General features: G+C 62.1%; 19 protein-coding genes. 2 read left to right on the top strand and 17 right to left on the bottom strand.

Translation table 11 applies throughout. The features are described from left to right. Positions 1-11 precede the first annotated feature (11 nt). Complete coding sequence (gene pcaD / locus PDO_RS08640; RefSeq protein WP_007600469.1) at positions 12-797, top strand: 3-oxoadipate enol-lactonase; 786 nt, start codon at positions 12-14, stop codon at positions 795-797. Positions 798-811: 14 nt separating this feature from the next. Here the strand turns inward: pcaD and phnN are convergent, their stop codons facing one another. From phnN to phnG, 14 genes are all read right to left on the bottom strand, one after another. Further along, positions 812-1,441 (bottom strand): phosphonate metabolism protein/1,5-bisphosphokinase (PRPP-forming) PhnN, encoded by a 630-nt coding sequence (phnN, locus tag PDO_RS08635; protein WP_007600468.1) that lies wholly within the window; start codon positions 1,439-1,441, stop codon positions 812-814. Next, a complete protein-coding gene (locus PDO_RS08630) occupies positions 1,441-2,580 on the bottom strand; it encodes an alpha-D-ribose 1-methylphosphonate 5-triphosphate diphosphatase (RefSeq protein WP_007600467.1) in 1,140 nt (379 codons plus the stop codon). Before PDO_RS08630 ends, phnN begins: the two co-directional genes overlap by 1 nt. A gap of 20 nt (positions 2,581-2,600) precedes the next feature. Then, on the bottom strand, positions 2,601-3,290 hold the full coding sequence (locus PDO_RS08625; RefSeq protein ID WP_007600466.1) for a DUF1045 domain-containing protein: 690 nt from the start codon (positions 3,288-3,290) through the stop codon (positions 2,601-2,603). A gap of 45 nt (positions 3,291-3,335) precedes the next feature. Continuing rightward, complete coding sequence (gene phnE / locus PDO_RS08620) at positions 3,336-4,844, bottom strand: phosphonate ABC transporter, permease protein PhnE (RefSeq protein ID WP_007600465.1); 1,509 nt, start codon at positions 4,842-4,844, stop codon at positions 3,336-3,338. A gap of 11 nt (positions 4,845-4,855) precedes the next feature. Continuing rightward, positions 4,856-5,818 carry a phosphonate ABC transporter, permease protein PhnE gene (gene phnE / locus PDO_RS08615; protein WP_007600464.1) on the bottom strand — a complete coding sequence of 321 codons (963 nt, stop codon included), beginning with the start codon at positions 5,816-5,818 and terminating at the stop codon, positions 4,856-4,858. A gap of 97 nt (positions 5,819-5,915) precedes the next feature. Beyond that, a complete protein-coding gene (phnD, locus tag PDO_RS08610; RefSeq protein ID WP_007600463.1) occupies positions 5,916-6,821 on the bottom strand; it encodes a phosphonate ABC transporter substrate-binding protein in 906 nt (301 codons plus the stop codon). Between the two features lie 84 nt (positions 6,822-6,905). Then, positions 6,906-7,766, bottom strand: a complete 861-nt coding sequence (gene phnC, locus PDO_RS08605; protein WP_007600462.1) for a phosphonate ABC transporter ATP-binding protein — start codon at positions 7,764-7,766, stop codon at positions 6,906-6,908. A gap of 122 nt (positions 7,767-7,888) precedes the next feature. After that, the gene (locus tag PDO_RS08600; protein ID WP_007600460.1) at positions 7,889-8,503 is read right to left on the bottom strand and encodes a DapH/DapD/GlmU-related protein; all 615 of its coding nucleotides are present in this window, start codon (positions 8,501-8,503) and stop codon (positions 7,889-7,891) included. Beyond that, positions 8,500-9,207, bottom strand: a complete 708-nt coding sequence (phnL, locus tag PDO_RS08595; protein WP_007600458.1) for a phosphonate C-P lyase system protein PhnL — start codon at positions 9,205-9,207, stop codon at positions 8,500-8,502. Before phnL ends, PDO_RS08600 begins: the two co-directional genes overlap by 4 nt. A gap of 12 nt (positions 9,208-9,219) precedes the next feature. Further along, entirely contained in the window at positions 9,220-9,996 is a 777-nt protein-coding gene (gene phnK, locus PDO_RS08590; RefSeq protein WP_007600451.1) for a phosphonate C-P lyase system protein PhnK, read from the bottom strand. Next, a complete protein-coding gene (locus PDO_RS08585; protein ID WP_007600448.1) occupies positions 9,993-10,874 on the bottom strand; it encodes an alpha-D-ribose 1-methylphosphonate 5-phosphate C-P-lyase PhnJ in 882 nt (293 codons plus the stop codon). The genes phnK and PDO_RS08585 overlap by 4 nt, the downstream gene beginning before the upstream one ends. Next, positions 10,871-11,977 carry a carbon-phosphorus lyase complex subunit PhnI gene (locus PDO_RS08580; protein ID WP_007600446.1) on the bottom strand — a complete coding sequence of 369 codons (1,107 nt, stop codon included), beginning with the start codon at positions 11,975-11,977 and terminating at the stop codon, positions 10,871-10,873. The genes PDO_RS08585 and PDO_RS08580 overlap by 4 nt, the downstream gene beginning before the upstream one ends. 3 nt (positions 11,978-11,980) lie before the next feature. After that, complete coding sequence (phnH, locus tag PDO_RS08575) at positions 11,981-12,589, bottom strand: phosphonate C-P lyase system protein PhnH (protein WP_007600442.1); 609 nt, start codon at positions 12,587-12,589, stop codon at positions 11,981-11,983. Then, positions 12,589-13,059: a phosphonate C-P lyase system protein PhnG gene (gene phnG / locus PDO_RS08570; protein WP_007600441.1), complete on the bottom strand. Its 471-nt coding sequence runs from the start codon at positions 13,057-13,059 to the stop codon at positions 12,589-12,591. The genes phnH and phnG overlap by 1 nt, the downstream gene beginning before the upstream one ends. A gap of 110 nt (positions 13,060-13,169) precedes the next feature. On the opposite strand from phnG, the gene phnF reads away from it, so the two are divergent. Further along, entirely contained in the window at positions 13,170-13,892 is a 723-nt protein-coding gene (phnF, locus tag PDO_RS08565) for a phosphonate metabolism transcriptional regulator PhnF (protein WP_007600439.1), read from the top strand. A 52-nt stretch (positions 13,893-13,944) separates the two neighbouring features. Here the strand turns inward: phnF and PDO_RS08560 are convergent, their stop codons facing one another. Genes PDO_RS08560 through PDO_RS08550 form a run of 3 tightly spaced genes read right to left on the bottom strand, consistent with a single transcriptional unit; the run spans position 13,945 to position 17,178 of the window. Next, positions 13,945-14,580 carry a 2,3-bisphosphoglycerate-dependent phosphoglycerate mutase gene (locus PDO_RS08560; RefSeq protein WP_007600437.1) on the bottom strand — a complete coding sequence of 212 codons (636 nt, stop codon included), beginning with the start codon at positions 14,578-14,580 and terminating at the stop codon, positions 13,945-13,947. Positions 14,581-14,601: 21 nt separating this feature from the next. Beyond that, the gene (gene dapB, locus PDO_RS08555) at positions 14,602-15,414 is read right to left on the bottom strand and encodes a 4-hydroxy-tetrahydrodipicolinate reductase (protein WP_037073062.1); all 813 of its coding nucleotides are present in this window, start codon (positions 15,412-15,414) and stop codon (positions 14,602-14,604) included. A 24-nt stretch (positions 15,415-15,438) separates the two neighbouring features. Then, positions 15,439-17,178: an ABC transporter ATP-binding protein gene (locus PDO_RS08550; protein WP_007600431.1), complete on the bottom strand. Its 1,740-nt coding sequence runs from the start codon at positions 17,176-17,178 to the stop codon at positions 15,439-15,441. Positions 17,179-17,190 lie beyond the last annotated feature (12 nt).

The following is a 17,190-nucleotide window of genomic DNA, read 5'->3' as shown; positions in this document are numbered from 1 at the left end:
AGAACAGGGCTTTGGCCTTTAAAACAATCAACGGCAACGTCGTCCACTATGAGCTGATCGGCGAAGCCAAGGCCAAGAACCTGATCGTCTTTTCCAACGGGCTTGGCACCGATTTCCGCATCTGGCTGCCGCTGTTCGACGAACTCGGTGAAGACGTTTCGGTCCTGCTCTATGACAGCCGCGGCCATGGCCTGTCCGGCGGTGCCGACCAGCCTTTCGGCATGGATGACCTCGTCGCGGATCTTGCCGCGCTCTGCGATGAGCTCGAGATCAAGAAGGCAACCTTCTGCGGTCTCTCGGTCGGTGGCCTGATCTGCCAGGGCCTCTGGAAGGCGCGGCCCGATCTCTTCCGCAAGCTCGTCCTCTGCGACACCGCCCCCAGGATCGGCACAACGGATATCTGGGCCGAGCGCATCAAGGGAATTCGTGCCAAGGGCCTCGAAAGTGCGGCCGACAATGCCATGCAGCGCTGGTTCACGCCGGCTTTCCATGAAGACCGTGCCGATGAACTGGCAGGTTACAGACTGATGATGGTGCGGCAATCAACAGCCGGCTATCTTTTGACCTGCGAAGCTTTGCGCGATACCGATTTTTCCGATGTATTGCCGACCATAACAGTCCCGACAATGCTTATCGTCGGTGATCAGGATGGCTCGACGCCGCCGGAATTGGTCGAGGCTGCCGCCAGCCTCATTCCGGGTGCCCGGTTCGAAGTCATCGAGGATTGCGCGCATATTCCAAGCGTCGAGCAGCCGGAGGCCTTGGCCGAACTGCTGCAAGGTTTCATGCGCAAATAACAGACTGGATTGGATCAGGACTGCTGCGCGGCTCTGTCCGCCAGCAGTTCCTCCAGCGCCGCGACCAGCTTGCGCCCACCCTCTTCCAGGGGGCCGCTATTGTCGATGGTCAGGCAATTGTATTGGGCCGGAATGGACAGCGATCCGCCACGCTTCAGCCTTGCCTCGATATCTGCCACACTTTCGCGACCTCGTGCCTCAAGCCGTTTGGCCAGCACCTCCGGTCTTGCGGTCACGTTGACCACGAGCAGCGTCGGAAATGCCCGATGGAAAAGGTCGAGCACCGAACGGGAACCATTGGCAAGAACCAGATGCCCCTGGGCCAGCTGGTCTTGAACACTCGCCGGAATGCCATAGCGCAATCCATGCGCATCCCAGTGCACGGCGAAGTCGCCGGCTGCCTGCTGCGCCTCGAAACCGGCCGCCGAGACGGCAACATGATCTTCGCCGCCGGCATCTGCAGCCCGGGTGATCACCCGTTGAACCAGATGAACCTCAGGCCGTCCGGAAAAATGCGCCATCGCAAACTGGATCAGGCTGTCCTTGCCGGCACCGCTCGGCCCGACCACGGCGACCAGGGTGCCTGAAGGGACCAAGGTGCCTGAAGGTTGTGTCGATCCGGTCTGTCTTGCACGCTCTGCCATCAGGCAACCCTTTGTCCTGCGCGCCAGACCGAGCGCACGACCGGAACGCCGTCCGCGCGGCGGACGCGAACGAAATCTGCGCGTAATCCTGTCGCGATGCGACCGCGATCGTCAAGGCCGACAGTCCTTGCCGGTGTCGACGTCACCATGGCCAGCGCCTTCGGCAGAGACAGGCCATCCATCTCGTCGGCCAGCACGAACGGCGCATGCAACAGGCTGAGCGGCACGTAGTCTGAAGACAGAACATCGAGCACGCCCTGCGCCGCCAGATCACGTGCGGCAATGTTGCCCGAATGCGACTTGCCGCGCACGACGTTCGGCGCGCCCATAAGAACGCTCATCCCCGCCGTGTGGGAGGCCTTGGCCGCCTCGAAGCTGGTCGGGAATTCCGCCAGCTTCACCCCGTGAACCTGCGCTTCCTCGACATGCGCCAGCGTCGCGTCGTCATGACTGGCAACCGTAATCCCGCGCTCGGCACAGATCGCCGCAAGCGTGTCGCGATGCACCGAGGAATAGCGTTCCGACATACGCAAGCGCCCCTCGACGAAACGGGCGAAAGCTTCCTCGGAAAGGCCGCGCTTGGTTTTGTAGTACAGCGTATACTGCTCCATCGTCTGGAACTGGCGTTGGCCTGGGGAATGGTCCATCAGCGAGACGAGGCGGACATGCGGATCGGTGGCGAAATCGGAAAAATGGTCGAGCACGTTGTCGGATGCCACTTCGCAGCGCAGGTGGATCAGGTGCTCCGCGCGCAACCGGTCTTCGCGCTCGGCCGCCTGGATGGCGTCCGCCATTTCGCGCATCTCGCCCTTGGCAAAGCCGCCGTCTTCGTCCGAGCCCATGCGCAGGCAGTCGAACACCGTGGTGATGCCAGAGGTCGCGACTTGCGCGTCATGCGCCTGGATCGCCGACATCTTGTTCCAGCGCACGCCCGGCCGCGGCGAATAATGCGCTTCGAGATGGTCGGTATGCAACTCGACCAGGCCGGCGACCAGATAGTCGCCACCAAAATCTTCGCCGGCCTGTGACGGACCTTGCGAGATATCGGCAATCTTTCCGTCCCGCACGAGAACCGAGCCGGAAACAACCTCGTCCTCCAGCACGATACGGGCATTGGTGAGGGCAAATTCGATCGACATGGGAAGTCCCTGCTACTGTGTCAGGCCCCGATCAACGGGTGCCAGGAATGAACGGTAAACGGCGCACCGCGCTGGGTCTCGACGAAGAGACCCAGCCCCGAGATGGCCAGCGGTTTTTGGTTGAAAGCGGAAAAACGCCGATCGAGAACGCCAGCGATCGTTGCGCTACGTTCAGGTACAATCGGCCCGGTCAGTGTCATGTGGAAGCGGAAGGCATCGAAGACATGCGGGTAACCCCAGCGCAGGAGGTTCTCCCGTTGCGTGGCACCAAGCCTGTCTGGATTGCGCCTCGCGATATCGGCATCTGACAGCGGCGCCCGGAACGGTTCGAACTCTTCGACCACCCGGGCGGCAAAATCCTGCAGGGGCGGATGTGTGGCGCCGGGAATGATGGCAAAGAAAGGACCCAACTGCCCGACAACCGCGCTTGGCAGGGCAAAGCTGAACTCCCGACCGCAGAAGGCTTGAAGCGCCGCGAGAAGGTCGGCCTCACTTTGCCCCGTGGCCAGTTCGAACGGTGCCTTCAACGTGGCATGAAAACCATAGCGCCTTGGTTCCTCGGTGATGAGATGCTGTTCGTCCTCATCGATGCCCTCGAGATCCCCGAGGTCTGCATTGCGCCCGCTAAAGGCATCCCGCTTCAGCCAGGTGGCCGCAGCCACGGTCAGCGGATCATCGGCGGGCGGCGTGAAGTAGATGGCGTATCGCAAGGACCTGTCCTGAAATTTCGAAACGTTGCAGCGATTGCGGCGCAATCAGTGCTTGGTACCCATCAGCCGCGATCGCAGGCTATTCGAGATTGCGTCAAACACGAAGACCACGATCAGGATCAACAGCACCATATAGGCAACGTTTTCCCAGTCGGAATTGGTTCGCATCGCTTCCCACAGCTTCAGACCGATGCCGCCGGCGCCAACGGCCCCGATGATGGTCGCCGAACGTGTGTTGCTTTCCCAGAAATACAGCGCCTGCGAAGCAAACACCGGCAGCACCTGCGGCACCACCCCGTAGCGCTGCACGGCGATCGCCGGCGCGCCCACCGATTTCACTCCCTCACGCTGCTTGTCGTCGATGTTCTCCAGCGCTTCCGAATAGAGTTTGCCAAGCGTGCCGGTGTCGGTGAAGAAGATCGCCGAGATGCCGGCCAGCGGTCCCGGACCGAAGGCGCGGGTGAAAAACAGCGCCCAGATCAGCATGTCGACCGAGCGAAGAAAGTCGAACAGCCGCTTGGTCACCTGATTGACCGGCCGGTTGCGCGTGATGTTGCGCGCCGCGATGAACGACAGCGGAAAGGCGACCAGCATGGCAAACAATGTGCCGACAAAAGCCATGACGATCGTCTGCAGCAGTTTGGTCCACACATCCAGATGCTGCCAGGAGGCATTGTAGAGGAAATTGTTCCAGGCCAGCGCCAGGTTGCTCATCTTCGGATCGATGCGATCGCCCGACATGATCGTGTCGGCCAGCTTGCTGATCGGCATGTCGAAGAACGGCGAATTGGTATCGAAGACGAAGTTTTCCCAGCCGAGGAAGCGCTTGCGGATTCGCACGCGGTCCGCGCTCACTTCGACCCAGCCGGCAAAGCCGAAATAGGCAACCACGCGGCCGCCGGCGCTGCGCTGGTCGATCCAGTCGGGCTTGGCACCGTTCAGGGTGACGGTATCGCCGCGGTGGTCAAGGGCCAGGTCGATGCTCTCGCCGCTGCGCACCAGGGTTATCCGGGTCGGGGTGATGTCGACACGAGCCGCAGAACCAAGCGTGACGGCGGCATGCGTGATCACGTCTTCGGTGACCGTCGTCGGCGCGGCCTGCGCCGCAACGGCTGCTGTGGGCGCATCCGCCGGCTTTGGCATGAAGCTGAAAGCCGAGGGCGCCTTGGCCGCAGGTACTGCCGCCTGTGTTGCCGGTTCTGCCGCGATGGTGCGCGTTACGCTCTGCCGTTCGGCGTTGATCCAATCGGGGTTGGGATTGGGGCCGATCGGGTCGAAACGGGAATAGACGATGTTGATCGCCCCATCGGCGGCAATCTCGAAATCCGGCCTGATCTCGAACGACACCCAGTCGGCGAGATAGTTGCCGGCAATCCCCCAGTTGGCTTCGGAGATCGTCTTTCCGAAGGCGAAGAACCACCAGCTGAAGCTCAGGTATAGGACAATCAATCCGACCGAGATCGGTACGTTGAAACGCTGCCATAGCGAGCGCTGCAGCACATGCGGATAACGCTCGGCAAGGCGGTTCAGTTCGGCGGCATTGGTCATCGACATGGGATCTATCCTCACTGAACCGACTGGAAGGCCTGCTCGCCGACCAGCTTGCGCCTCAGGGTGGCGGACAACTGGTCAACGCCGATGATGGTGAGCAGCAGCAGCAGCACGATGGCGAGCGTCTTGGCCTCGTGGCCCTGGCTGATCGACAGGCGCAGCAATTCGCCGATCCCGCCGCCGCCAACGGCGCCGATGATTGTCGATGCGCGCACATTGATCTCGAAGCGCAGCAGGAAATAGCTGACGAAATTCGGCATGACTTGCGGCGTGATTCCGAACCACACCCGCTCGAACCAGTTGGCCCCGACGGCGCGCAGACCTTCGTCGGCCCGCATGTCGGCATTTTCGATGACCTCGAAGAACAGTTTTCCGAGTGCACCGATCGTGTGAAGCGATACCGCGGCAATCGCCGGGATCGGACCGAGAGAGAGAATGGCAAGGAAGAAGCCCGCGATCACCACTTCGGGAAAGGCGCGCAGGATCTCCATCGTGCGGCGCACCGGCCAGCGGACCCAGGCGAGCGGCATCATGTTCTTGGCCGCGAGATACGCCAGGCCGAAGCCGAAGATCGCACCGATCACCGTGGAGAACAGCGCGATATTGATGGTCTCGACCATCTTGTAGATATATTCTGGAATGTAGAGCGTCTCGGTGATGTAGAGACGGCCTTCCGGATAGTTGTATTTCAGGCTGCCGTCGTCATAGGGCGAGGCAAGGTCGAACATCGCGCGCCAGATTTCGGTAGCGTCGCGCGGCACCAGTTCCTCGACGAAGTCGAAGAGATAGGGCAGGCGTTCGAAGAACTTGCCGGAATTGGTCTCGTTGGCAAACCACAGCGAACCACTGACGGCTAGAAGCAGAAGGACCACGCCGAAAAGCGTGTACATCCGCCGGCGTGAGGCAAGCTCCTGCCAGTGCCGCTCGACCAGAGCGCCACGTTCGCTGAGCTGCGGATGAGTTGCGGTCAGACGCATGAAACAATCCCCTCGAAAGCCGCGCGGCCATCGTCTTCATGACAAACAAACCGCCGGTCGACAGATCGACCGGCGGCGTTGATGTCGGTGTGGCGTATCAGCCGCCGATGGTTGCCTTGCGGGCGTCGATGATCGGCTTGTAGAAGTCGACATTGACTTCGGCGAAGCCGGTAAAATCGCCACCCTGCACGGCCGAGAAGCAGGCCGGGTCGGACTTCGGCAGGTCGATCATGAACTGCTTGAACTTCGTCTTCATGTCTTCGTTCATCGAGGTGCGAACGACGACCGGACCGTTCGGGATCAGCGGCGACTTCCACAGTTCGACCAGGTCGTCCATGTTCAGGATGCCTTTGTCGACCATCTTGCGCAGGTTGCCCGAGGTGTAACCGTCCTTGAAGTCGCCAACGCCGGAGCCGAAGGTCGTGCCGGCATCGAACGTGCCCTTGAGCACTTCGAGAACCAGGTTCTCGTGGCCGCCGCCGAAGCCGGTTTCAGCAACGAATTCCTTGACCGGGCCACCGATGGCTTCCGGAAGCGTCACGGTCGGGATCAGGTAGCCCGAAGTCGAATCCGGATCAGCAAAGCCGAGCTTCTTGCCCTTGATGTCTTCGACCTTGGTCATGCCGCTGTCCTTGCGGGCAACCATGATCGAGTAGTAGCCCATCGAGCCGTCGGTCTGGACGGTGGTCAGGATCGGCTCGACGGCGTCAGCCTTGGCGAGGTAGATCTTGGCATAACCGGAGGCGCCGAGTTCGGCATAGTCGAGCGTGCCGCCGAGCAGGCCCTGGATAACGCCGTCATAATCGGCGGCCGGGAACAGCGAGACCTTTTCCACGCCCAGAACGGCAGGCAGCTTGTCGGTCATGCACTGGTAATTGCGCAGGCGGTCGGCTTCGTTTTCGCCGCCGAGAATGCCGATGCGGAATTCCTTGAGGTCTTCGGCATGGACGGAGCCGGCGAGAGCGACGAGGGCTGCCGTGGCAAGCAAAGTCTTCTTCAACATGAGTTCATCTCCTGTTTGATAGGATGCGTGAGGTGGTTCTGGAACCGGTCGCCCTTGACGCGGGCTTGCGATCTTTGCGGGCGCTCAGGCCTCGGCTGATACCAAGGGGCGAAGGCCGGCGGATGGGGTTTGGATCGCCGCATTGTTCTGATGGGCGGAAATGTTGATGCTGGTCGAGGTCATCGTTTCGTCGATGCCGGCGCCATGCTGGTCCGCGCCGTAGATCTCCTGCACAGCTTCGGCGGTCAATTCGCTCGGCGTGCCGTCGAAGACGACGCGGCCGCGTGCCATGCCGATGATCCGTTCGCAATAGTTGCGCGCCGTATCCAGCGTATGCAGGTTGGTGACAACAGTGATGCCGTCCTGCTCGTTGATGTTTTTCAGGGCGTCCATGACGATCTTCGCGTTCAGCGGATCAAGCGAGGCGATCGGCTCGTCGGCCAGGACCATTTTCGGTGATTGCATCAGGGCGCGGGCGATCGCCACGCGCTGCTGCTGGCCACCTGAAAGCGTGCCGGCGGCCTGAAGCGCGGTCTGCTCGATGCCGAGGCGCTCAAGGGCGGCGATTGCCATCAGCCGCTCTTCGCGGGAAAAGATATTGAGCAGGCTGAGCGCCGTCGAACGGTGGTTGAGACGGCCGAGCAGAACATTGGTCAAGACATCGAGGCGTGGTACGAGATTGAACTGCTGGAAGATCATCGCGCAATCGCGTTGCCAGTTGCGCAGGGCGGCTCCACGCAGTGTCGAAATTTCCGTATCGCCGAAACGGATGCTGCCGGAGGTCGGATCGACGAGCCGGTTGATCATCCGCAGCAGCGTCGACTTGCCCGCTCCCGAGCGCCCGATCACGCCGACCATCTGGCCGGCCGGAATATCGAGCGTGACAGAATCAACAGCCTTGTTGCTGCCGAACTGGCGGTTGAGGTTTTCCAACTTGAAACGCATCTTGGGTCCTTCGCCGTCATGTCTACGGAACGTGCTCCGATCTAGTGGCTTTGCGTGAAGTCCCAATGTCAGATTCATGTCGGTTTTGTAAAATGAACTAACTCTATGATTTAACATAGAAATCAGCAGTATTTTGCAACGAATGCTTCGGCTTCGAGGTGGCGGAAATCCTCCAGTGCCGCAAAAAGCCGGTCATGCTCCCAGTCCCACCAGGCCAGCCGCTCCATGCCGTCCGCCACGGCCTTGGGAAACCGCTCGCGAATGAGCTTGGCCGGCACGCCTCCGACAATCGTGTAGGGTGCGACATTCTTGGACACGACGGCACCAGCGCCGATCACGGCGCCATTGCCGACCGTCACGCCGGGCAGAACCGTTGCCCCATGACCAATCCACACGTCATGGCCGATGCTGACGCGGTTCTCGCGCCGCCATTCGAAGAAGTCGTGGTCGTTTTCCGCACCTTCGAAATAGTCGGCCGCCCGGTAGGTGAAATGATGCAGCGTTGCCCGCCATGTCGGATGGTTTGTGGCGTTGATACGCACCGAGGCCGCGATATTGGCGAACTTGCCGATGGTTGCACACCACACCGCGCCATCATGCATGATGTAGGAATAATCGCCCATTTCGACTTCATCGAGCCGGCAGCGCTCCGACACTTCGATATAGCGACCGAGCGTCGAATTGCTCACGCGCGCGGTCTCGTGAATAAAGGGCTGTAGACCGAGTTGCTTGCTCATGCGGCCACTTTCCGGGGCGAAAATTGCGAAACGTCGAGAATGCGGTCGGCGACGAGTTCACGCACTTCCTCGTCGTGGAAGATGCCGAGCAGGGCGACGCCTTCTGCCTTCTTGGTGCGGATCATCTCGACCACCACGGCGCGGTTTGCCGCATCCAGCGAGGCCGTCGGCTCGTCGAGCAAAAGGACCGCATGGTCGGTGATGAAGCCGCGCGCGATGTTGACGCGCTGCTGCTCGCCACCGGAAAATGTCGATGGCGGCAGTTGCCAGAGATCGCGCGGCAGGTTGAGCTTTGCCAGCAGTTCGGCGGCGCGCGCGCGCGCGGCCTCGGCCGATGCCCCACGGGCGACCAGCGGCTCTGCCACGACATCGAGCGTCGATACGCGTGGCACCGTGCGCAGGAACTGGCTGACGTAACCGAGCGTACCACGCCGGACCTCCAGCACCTGGCGCGGGTCGGCACTGGCGATATCGACCATTCTGTCCTGGTGGCAAATCAGGATCTGGCCGGCATCCACGGCGTAGTTGCCGTAGAGCATCTTCAGGATCGAGCTTTTGCCGATGCCCGAAGGGCCGCCAAGGACGACGCATTCGCCGGCCGCAACGGAAAACGAGACATTGGCGACCACCGGCAGCTTGAGGCCGCCGCGCAGATGCATGGTGAAGCTCTTCGAGACTTCGGAGACGACGAGAGGCGTTGCCATGGTTTTTCTCCGTCAGACCTGCAGGATCGAGGATACGAGCAGCTGGGTATAGGGTTCGCGGGGATCGTCGAGCACGCGGTCGGTCAGTCCCTGCTCGATGACGTGACCGTCTTTCATCACCATCATCCGGTGTGACAGCAGGCGCGCAACGGCAAGGTCATGGGTGACGACGATGGCCGAGAGGCCGAGGTCGTTGACCAGACCGCGAACGAGATCGAGCAGGCGTGCCTGCACCGACACGTCGAGGCCGCCTGTCGGCTCGTCCATGAAAACCAGACGCGGGCCGGTCACCAGATTGCGGGCGATCTGCAGGCGCTGCCGCATGCCGCCGGAAAACGCGCGCGGCTGGTCGTCGATGCGGTCGGTGGAAATTTCCACCCGCTCCAGCCATTCGGTCGCGGTCTGGCGGATATTGCCATAGTGGCGATCGCCGATCGCCATGAGTCGCTCGCCGACATTGGCGCCGGCCGAGACCGTCATGCGCAGGCCGTCGGCCGGGTTCTGGTGCACGAAGCCCCAGTCCGTTCGCATCAGGAAACGGCGTTCCGCTTCGCTCATGTGATAGAGTTCTCGGTACTGGCCGTCACGCATGTGATAGTCGACGCTGCCGGTGGTCGGCATCAGCCGGGTCGACAGGCAGTTGAGCAGGGTCGTCTTGCCCGAGCCGCTTTCACCGACGATTGCCAGCACTTCGCCGGGCCACAGATCGAAGGACACCGTGTTGCAACCGATCCGGTTGCCGTAGAATTTCGACAGGTTGCGAACCTTGAGAAGCGGTTGGTCGCTCATTCCGCAGCCTCCTTGCTGGTCGCCAGCATCGCGCCGAAATGGCCTTCGGCCTGGCGGGTTTCGCAGTGATCGGTGTCCGAGCAAACGAACATCCGCCCGCCCTTGTCGTCGAGCACCACTTCGTCGAGATAGACATGCTCGGCGCCGCAGAGCGCACAGGGCTTGTCGAAAGTCTGGATCTCGAAGGGGTGATCCTCGAAATCCAGGCTGACCACCTCGGTGAATGGCGGAACCGCATAGATCCGCTTCTCGCGACCGGCGCCGAACAGCTGCAGTGCTTCCGACATGTGCATCTTCGGATTATCGAACTTCGGCGTCGGCGAAGGATCCATCACGTAGCGGCCATGCACCTTCACCGGATAGGCATAGGTGGTGGCGATGCGGCCGTGCTTGGCGATGTCCTCGTAGAGCTTCACATGCATCAGCCCGTATTCTTCCAGCGCATGCATCTTGCGTGTCTCGGTCTCGCGCGGCTCGAGGAAGCGCAAGGGTTCGGGGATCGGCACCTGATAGACCAGCACCTGGCCTTCCCGCAGCGTCTCTTCGGGAATGCGGTGGCGCGTCTGGATGATCGATGCCTCACCGGTATGGGTGGTGACGGCGACCTCGGCGACCTTCTGGAAGAAGGCGCGGATCGAGACCGCATTGGTCGTGTCGTCGGCGCCCTGGTCGATGACCTTCAGCACATCCTCCGGCCCGATGATCGAGGCCGTGACCTGCACGCCGCCGGTGCCCCAGCCATAGGGCATCGGCATTTCGCGCGAAGCAAACGGGACTTGATAGCCCGGAATGGCAATCGCCTTCAGGATGGCGCGGCGGATCATCCGCTTGGTCTGTTCGTCGAGATAGGCAAAGTTATAGGTGGCGAGATCGCTCATTCCGCAGCCTCCTTGATATCGTTCTGTTCCTGGCGTGCGGCTTCATGCTTGGCCCGCATGCGGCGGACGAGATCGAGCTCGGCCTGGAAGTCGACATAGTGCGGCAGCTTCAGATGCTCGACAAAGCCGGTCGCCTGCACATTGTCGCAATGGGAAATGACGAATTCCTCGTCCTGGGCCGGGGCGACGACATCCTCGCCGAATTCCTGCGTGCGCAGCGCCCGGTCAACCAGCGACATCGACATCGCCTTGCGTTCGCTCTGGCCGAACACCAGGCCATAGCCGCGGGTGAACTGCGGCGGTGCCTTGGCCGAGCCCTTGAACTGGTTGACCATTTGGCATTCGGTGACGCGGATTTCGCCGAGCGATACACAGAAGCCGAGTTCCGGCACATCGAATTCGATCTCGACCTGTCCCATGCGGATTTCGCCGACAAAGGGATGCGTGCGGCCGTAGCCGCGCTGCGTCGAATAACCGAGCGCCAGCAGAAAACCCTCGTCGCTGCGTGCCAGGGCCTGCAGCCGAAGATCGCGCGGCATCGGAAATTCCATCGGCTCGCGGGTGATGTCGCCGGCAATATGGTCCTGCGGCATCTCGCCATCCGGCTCGATCAGGCCTTCGCCATCGAGAATGTCGGAGACGCGCATGACATATTCGCCGCCATCTTCCCGCGTCATCGGCTCATCGACGCTCTCGTCCTCAAGCAGCGACGGGTCGAGAAGGCGGTGGGTATAGTCGAAGGTCGGTCCGAGCAACTGGCCGCCGGGCAGGTCCTTGTAGGTCGCCGACACGCGCCGCTCGACGCGCATCGCACCCGTTTCAACCGGCAGCGATGTGCCGAAGCGCGGTAGTGTGGTGCGATAGGCACGCAGCAGGAAGATCGCCTCGATCATGTCGCCGCGCGCCTGTTTCAAGGCAAGGGCGGCCAGCGAACGATCGTAGAGCGAGGCTTCCGCCATCACCCGGTCGACCGACAGGCCAAGCTGTTCGATGATCTGGTCGATGGAAATGCTCGGCAGGGTGCGGTCGCCGCGACGCTTGTCGGCGAGCAGGCGATGCGCATTGGCAATGGCGGTTTCGCCACCTTTGACAGCTACATACATGGCTCAGGCCTCCAGAGCGGTGATCTTGCAGGTGCGGGGCAAGGCAATCAGTTGGCGCCCGGCGGTCAGCACGACATCGCCGCCGCGCGGAAACAGCGCGCGATTGTCCGTCCATTGCCGGAGAAACATCTCCGGCAGACCTTTTGGCGCGATCTGCACCGTCTCGCGGATGCCGGGGCCGGACAGCTGCAGAAGCCTGCCGCCGTCCAGCGCCTCTACTTCAACGATGATGGTCGTAGAGCGGTCCGGATATTCCTGGCTGCCCAGGGCAAAATGCGCGAAGGAGGGCAGCATCGCCTTGACCTCGGCAAAGGCGAACCGCGCCTCGATCTTTTCCCGGGTCAAAGGCGCACCGGTGTGGAAGCCGATCCACTCGGGCAGGGCCGATTTGCTGAGGCCGGGCGTCAGCCACACGGGCGTGTCGTGATCGCAAAGCGTCAACAGCAGCGCACCCGCGGCAATGCCAAGCGGCGCCGGCGGCGCCACCGGCGGAAGCACGGCGCCCAGCGTCCCTGGCCGCGCCATGCAGTCCATCAGCACCCGAAAGACGTTCTGCGCGTTGAAAACGGCATCCGGAAAGCCGCCGATCAGGCTTTCATTTTTGTTGTCCATCAGTCCTCTCCCCGTACCATGGTGAAGAAATCCACCTTCGTGGCGGCCGTTTCCTGCTCGGTTCGCTTTTCTTCATCGGCGATCCGTGCGGCGACCTTGGCCAGCAGGCCCGTTTCCAGCACCTGCCGCTGAGCCTCGTCGTGGGCGATGGCGTCGAAGACGGCGGCCAGCGTCACCGCTGCCCGGTCGGTGCCGAGGCGGTATCCATGCCCGATCTCTCCGGTGGAAAGCCGGATGCTGGCGCGGCTGACGGTCGCTTCGCCGAGATTGAAGGCCGCCCCGCCGCCGCCGATCCTTCCACGCACCATCACCAGCCCGGTTTCCGGGCCACGCAGTGGTGCATAGGTCGGTACCGGAGACAGTGCTTCGAAAGCCGTCCGGAGTTCGGCCTTGGTCGCGCGTGCGAGCAGATCGACGATATGCTTTCGACCGGAGTGTTGCTCGGTCATCGTTTGTGTCACAGCGTCCATTGCAATTCCTCATAATGTCTAATAATATAGATAACCATACAAGTTAATGTATGAGTAAACGCAAGGCGTGACAAGCATATGACAGGCGTGGGGCAAGCGGTGGGCAGGCAGTGATCCAGAGACAGAAGGGCGTGGCCCTGTGGCGGCAGATTTCAGACCGCATCCGCGCCAATATCGCAAGTGGCGCCTATGACGCTTCCGGCATGGTGCCGGCCGAAACGGCTCTGGCGGAGGAATTCGGCGTCAATCGCCACACCGTCCGCGCAGCCCTGTCGGCCTTGGCGCAGGAAGGCATGGTCCGTGCAGTGCAGGGTCGCGGCACCATGATCGAACGGCGCGACAAGTTCGATTTCCCCATCGGCCGCCGCACCCGCTTCACCGAAGGCATTGGCGATCAGGCCCGCGACATCAAGGGATTGCTTTTGAGCGCCGCACGGGAGGGTGCAACGGCGGAACTCGCCCGCCATCTGAAGCTGCCGGCAGGTACGGAAGTCCTGCGCCTTGACGGCGTGCGCAAGGCCGATGGCCGTGCCGTTTCCTGCTCGACCATGTGGTTCCCGGCGGCCCGTTTCGAAGGCATAGACGAGGCATTCCGCCGGACGGGTTCGATCACCCAGGCACTCGCTACCTGTGGCGTGCGTGATTATCTGCGCGAAGTGACGGAAATCTCGGCCGTGCATGCCGAGCCGGACGATGTCGCGACGCTGGAACTGACGCCGGGCGCCATCATTCTCATCACCCGCGCCCTGAATACGGATGTCGACGGCGTGCCGATCCAGTATGCGGTGACCCGCTTCCCGGCCGACCGTGTCCAGTTCACAATCCGCAGCTGAAACGCAGGAAGCCGCCTTGCGGCGGCTTCCGAAAGCTTTGTTCCAGACGCGCTTAGTGGGCGCCGGACATGTCGCCGAGCACTTCCTTGGACGCGACGGTCGAATCGGCATTGAGCTTGTAGACCATCGGCACGCCTGTCGCGAGATTGACGTTCAGGATCTGCTCCTTGGTCAGCTTGTCGAGCACCATGACCAGCGAACGCAGCGAATTGCCGTGCGCGGCCACCAGAACCTTTTCGCCACGCAGCACGCGCGGCAGGATCTCGGTCAGGTAGTAGGGCCAGACGCGCGCGCCGGTGTCACGCAGGCTTTCGCCGCCCGGAGGCGGGATATCATAGGAACGGCGCCAGATATGCACCTGTTCCTCGCCCCACTTGGCCCGGGCATCATCCTTGTTGAGACCCGACAGGTCGCCGTAGTCGCGCTCGTTCAGCGCTTCGTCCTTGATCGTCGTCAGGCCGGTCTGGCCGACGTTTTGAAGGATGATGTCGCAGGTCTTCTGCGCCCGGCTCAGCACCGATGTGAAGGCCACGTCAAACTTGATGCCGTAGTCGGCGAGCGCCTTGCCGCCGGCATTGGCTTCCTGCACGCCGAGCTCCGTCAGGTCCGGATCGCGCCAGCCGGTAAACAGGTTCTTCAGATTCCAGTCGCTCTGGCCATGGCGGACGAGCACGAGTGTACCGGTCATCGGCAATTCCTCTCTTGACGATCAGTGGGTGGAAGAAAGCCCGAGAACATCGAGCATGGTATAACGTCCGGGCTTCTTGTCCCGGGCCCAGGTGGCGGCCTTGACGGCACCACGAGCAAAGATCGTCCGGTCCAGCGCGCTGTGCGACAGGGTCACCAACTCGCCTTCACCGGCCAGAATGACGGAATGTTCGCCAACGACGGAACCTCCGCGCAACGTGGCAAAGCCGATCGAGCCTTCTTCACGCGCGCCCGTATGCCCGTCGCGAACGCGGACCGAAGCGTCGGCCAGGTCGACGCCACGACCGGCCGCAGCAGCCTCGCCCAACAGGAGGGCGGTGCCCGAAGGCGCGTCGACCTTGTGCTTGTGGTGCATTTCCAGCACCTCGATGTCCCAGTCCGAGGCTTCCAGCGCTTTCGCTGCCTGCTGGACCAGAACCGACAGAAGATTGAGCCCGAGGCTCATATTGCCGGACTTGACCACGCGGGCATGCCGCGCGGCCGCATCGATTTTCGCTTCATGATCCGGGCCGCAACCGGTCGTGCCGATGATGTGCACGATACGCGCCTGGGCGGCGAGTGCCGCAAGTTCCGTCGTCGTCTCCGGGGCGCTGAAATCGATCACCCCATCGGCATGCAGGAAAGCCGCAAGCGGATCGTCGGTGATCGTTACACCAAGATGGCCTGCACCAGCGATTTCACCCGCATCGCTTCCAATCACCACCGATCCTGGCCGCCCGAGAGCGGCATGCAGAACCACGTTGTCGGCATCGGCAATCACCTGGATCAAGGCCTTGCCCATCCGGCCGGCAGCACCGACAACGACAAGCTTCATCGGGGTATCCATGGTCATCCGTCCCTAGAGCGTTTCTGGTTCGGCTGGCGCCGATTGCAGGCTGTTGAGGCGAGCGTAGAGCCCGCCCGGCTGCTTCGCAAGGCTCTCATGCGTGCCTTCTTCGACCACAAGCCCGTCCTGCATCGCAATGATCTTGTCGGCATTCATCACGGTCGAAAGCCGGTGCGCGATCACGACAACGGTCCGGCCGTTCATCGCCTCGTCCAGGGCCTTCTGCACCGCGGCTTCCGATTCGGTGTCGAGCGACGACGTCGCCTCGTCGAGCAGCAGGATCGGCGCATTGCGCACCAGGGCGCGGGCAATGGACAGCCGCTGGCGCTGGCCACCCGACAGCGTCACGCCGTTCTCGCCGACCGGCGTATCATAGCCCATCGGCTGGGCCAGGATGAAGTCGTGCGCATAGGCGAGCCTGGCCGCCACTTCGATCTCGGCATCCGTGGCCTCCGGCCGACCATAGCGGATATTGTCGCGGATCGTGCCTTCGAACAGGTAGGGCTGCTGCGAGACATAGGCGATGTGCTGGCGAAGCGATGCCTTGGTCACGTTGGCAATGTCCTGGCCATCGATCAGGATCTGGCCCGCCATCGGATCGTAAAATCGCGGAATGAGCGTGATCACGGTGGATTTGCCGGCGCCCGAAGGGCCAACCAGCGCCGTCGTCTTGCCGCCCTCGGCTGTAAAGCTCAGGCCCTTCAGCGTCTTTTCGTTGCTGCCATAGGCAAAGTGCACATCGCGGAACTCGATTTTCGCCTCGCTGACCGACAGCGGCTTTGCCCCGTCCTTGTCGCGCTGGTGCGGCTGCATGTCGAGAAGGTCGTAGATCATCCGCGCATTGACCACGGCGCGTTCCATATGCACCTGCAGGCGCGCCAGGCGCCGGGCGGGTTCATAGGCGAGCAGCAGAGCCGTGACGAAGGAGAAGAAGGCGCCCGGCAGCATGCCGCCATAGATCGACTGATAGGCGGCATAGGCAAGCACGCTGGAGATGGCGACGCCGGCAAAGGTCTCCGTCAGCGGCGAGGTGCGCTCGCTCAGGCGGGCAATCCGGTTGGAGCGATGTTCGGCCGCGTCGATCGTGCCCTGGATCTTGCGCGAGAGTTCGGCCTCCATGGTGAAGGCCTTGACGATCGCGATCCCCTGGATCGTCTCCTGCATCGCGCCCATCACATGCGCGTTGTAGAGCACGGATTCGCGCGTCGCGCTGCGCAACCGCTTCGAGATATAGCGCAGCGCCAGAAGCAGCGGCGGTGCGATGACGAAGACCATCAGCGTCAGCAGCGCATCCTGGTAGATCATCACGCCCACCAGCGCGATCAACGTCAGCAGGTCTCTCGCCAGCGAGGTAATCGTCAGGTTCAGCACATCGCGGATCCCGTCGATGTTCTGGCTGATCTGCGCTGCCAGATGCGACGACCGCGCGTCGGAGAAAAAGCCGATCGACAGCGTCATCAGATGGGCAAAAAGTCGGCGCTGGTAACGCGCCACGATATTGTTGCCGATCTTCGACAGCGTCACGGCCTGTCCGTAGCTGGCAAACCCGCGCAACACGAACGAGCCAAGAATGGCGCCGCAGATCAGCCAGATCAGATCGGCGCGGCGATTGGCAAAGGTTTCATTAATCACAGATTCCATGATCCAGGCTGTGAATGCCGTGGTCAGGGCAACCGTGACCAGACAGATCACGGCAAAGACATAGCCGCCGATATGATCGCGGCCGTTCTCCGACATGATGCGTTTCAGCATGGCTGTGACGCT

The organism is Rhizobium sp. PDO1-076, assembly GCF_000247475.1.
Taxonomy (GTDB): domain Bacteria; phylum Pseudomonadota; class Alphaproteobacteria; order Rhizobiales; family Rhizobiaceae; genus Allorhizobium.
This window is presented reverse-complemented; position numbering and strand designations above follow the sequence as displayed.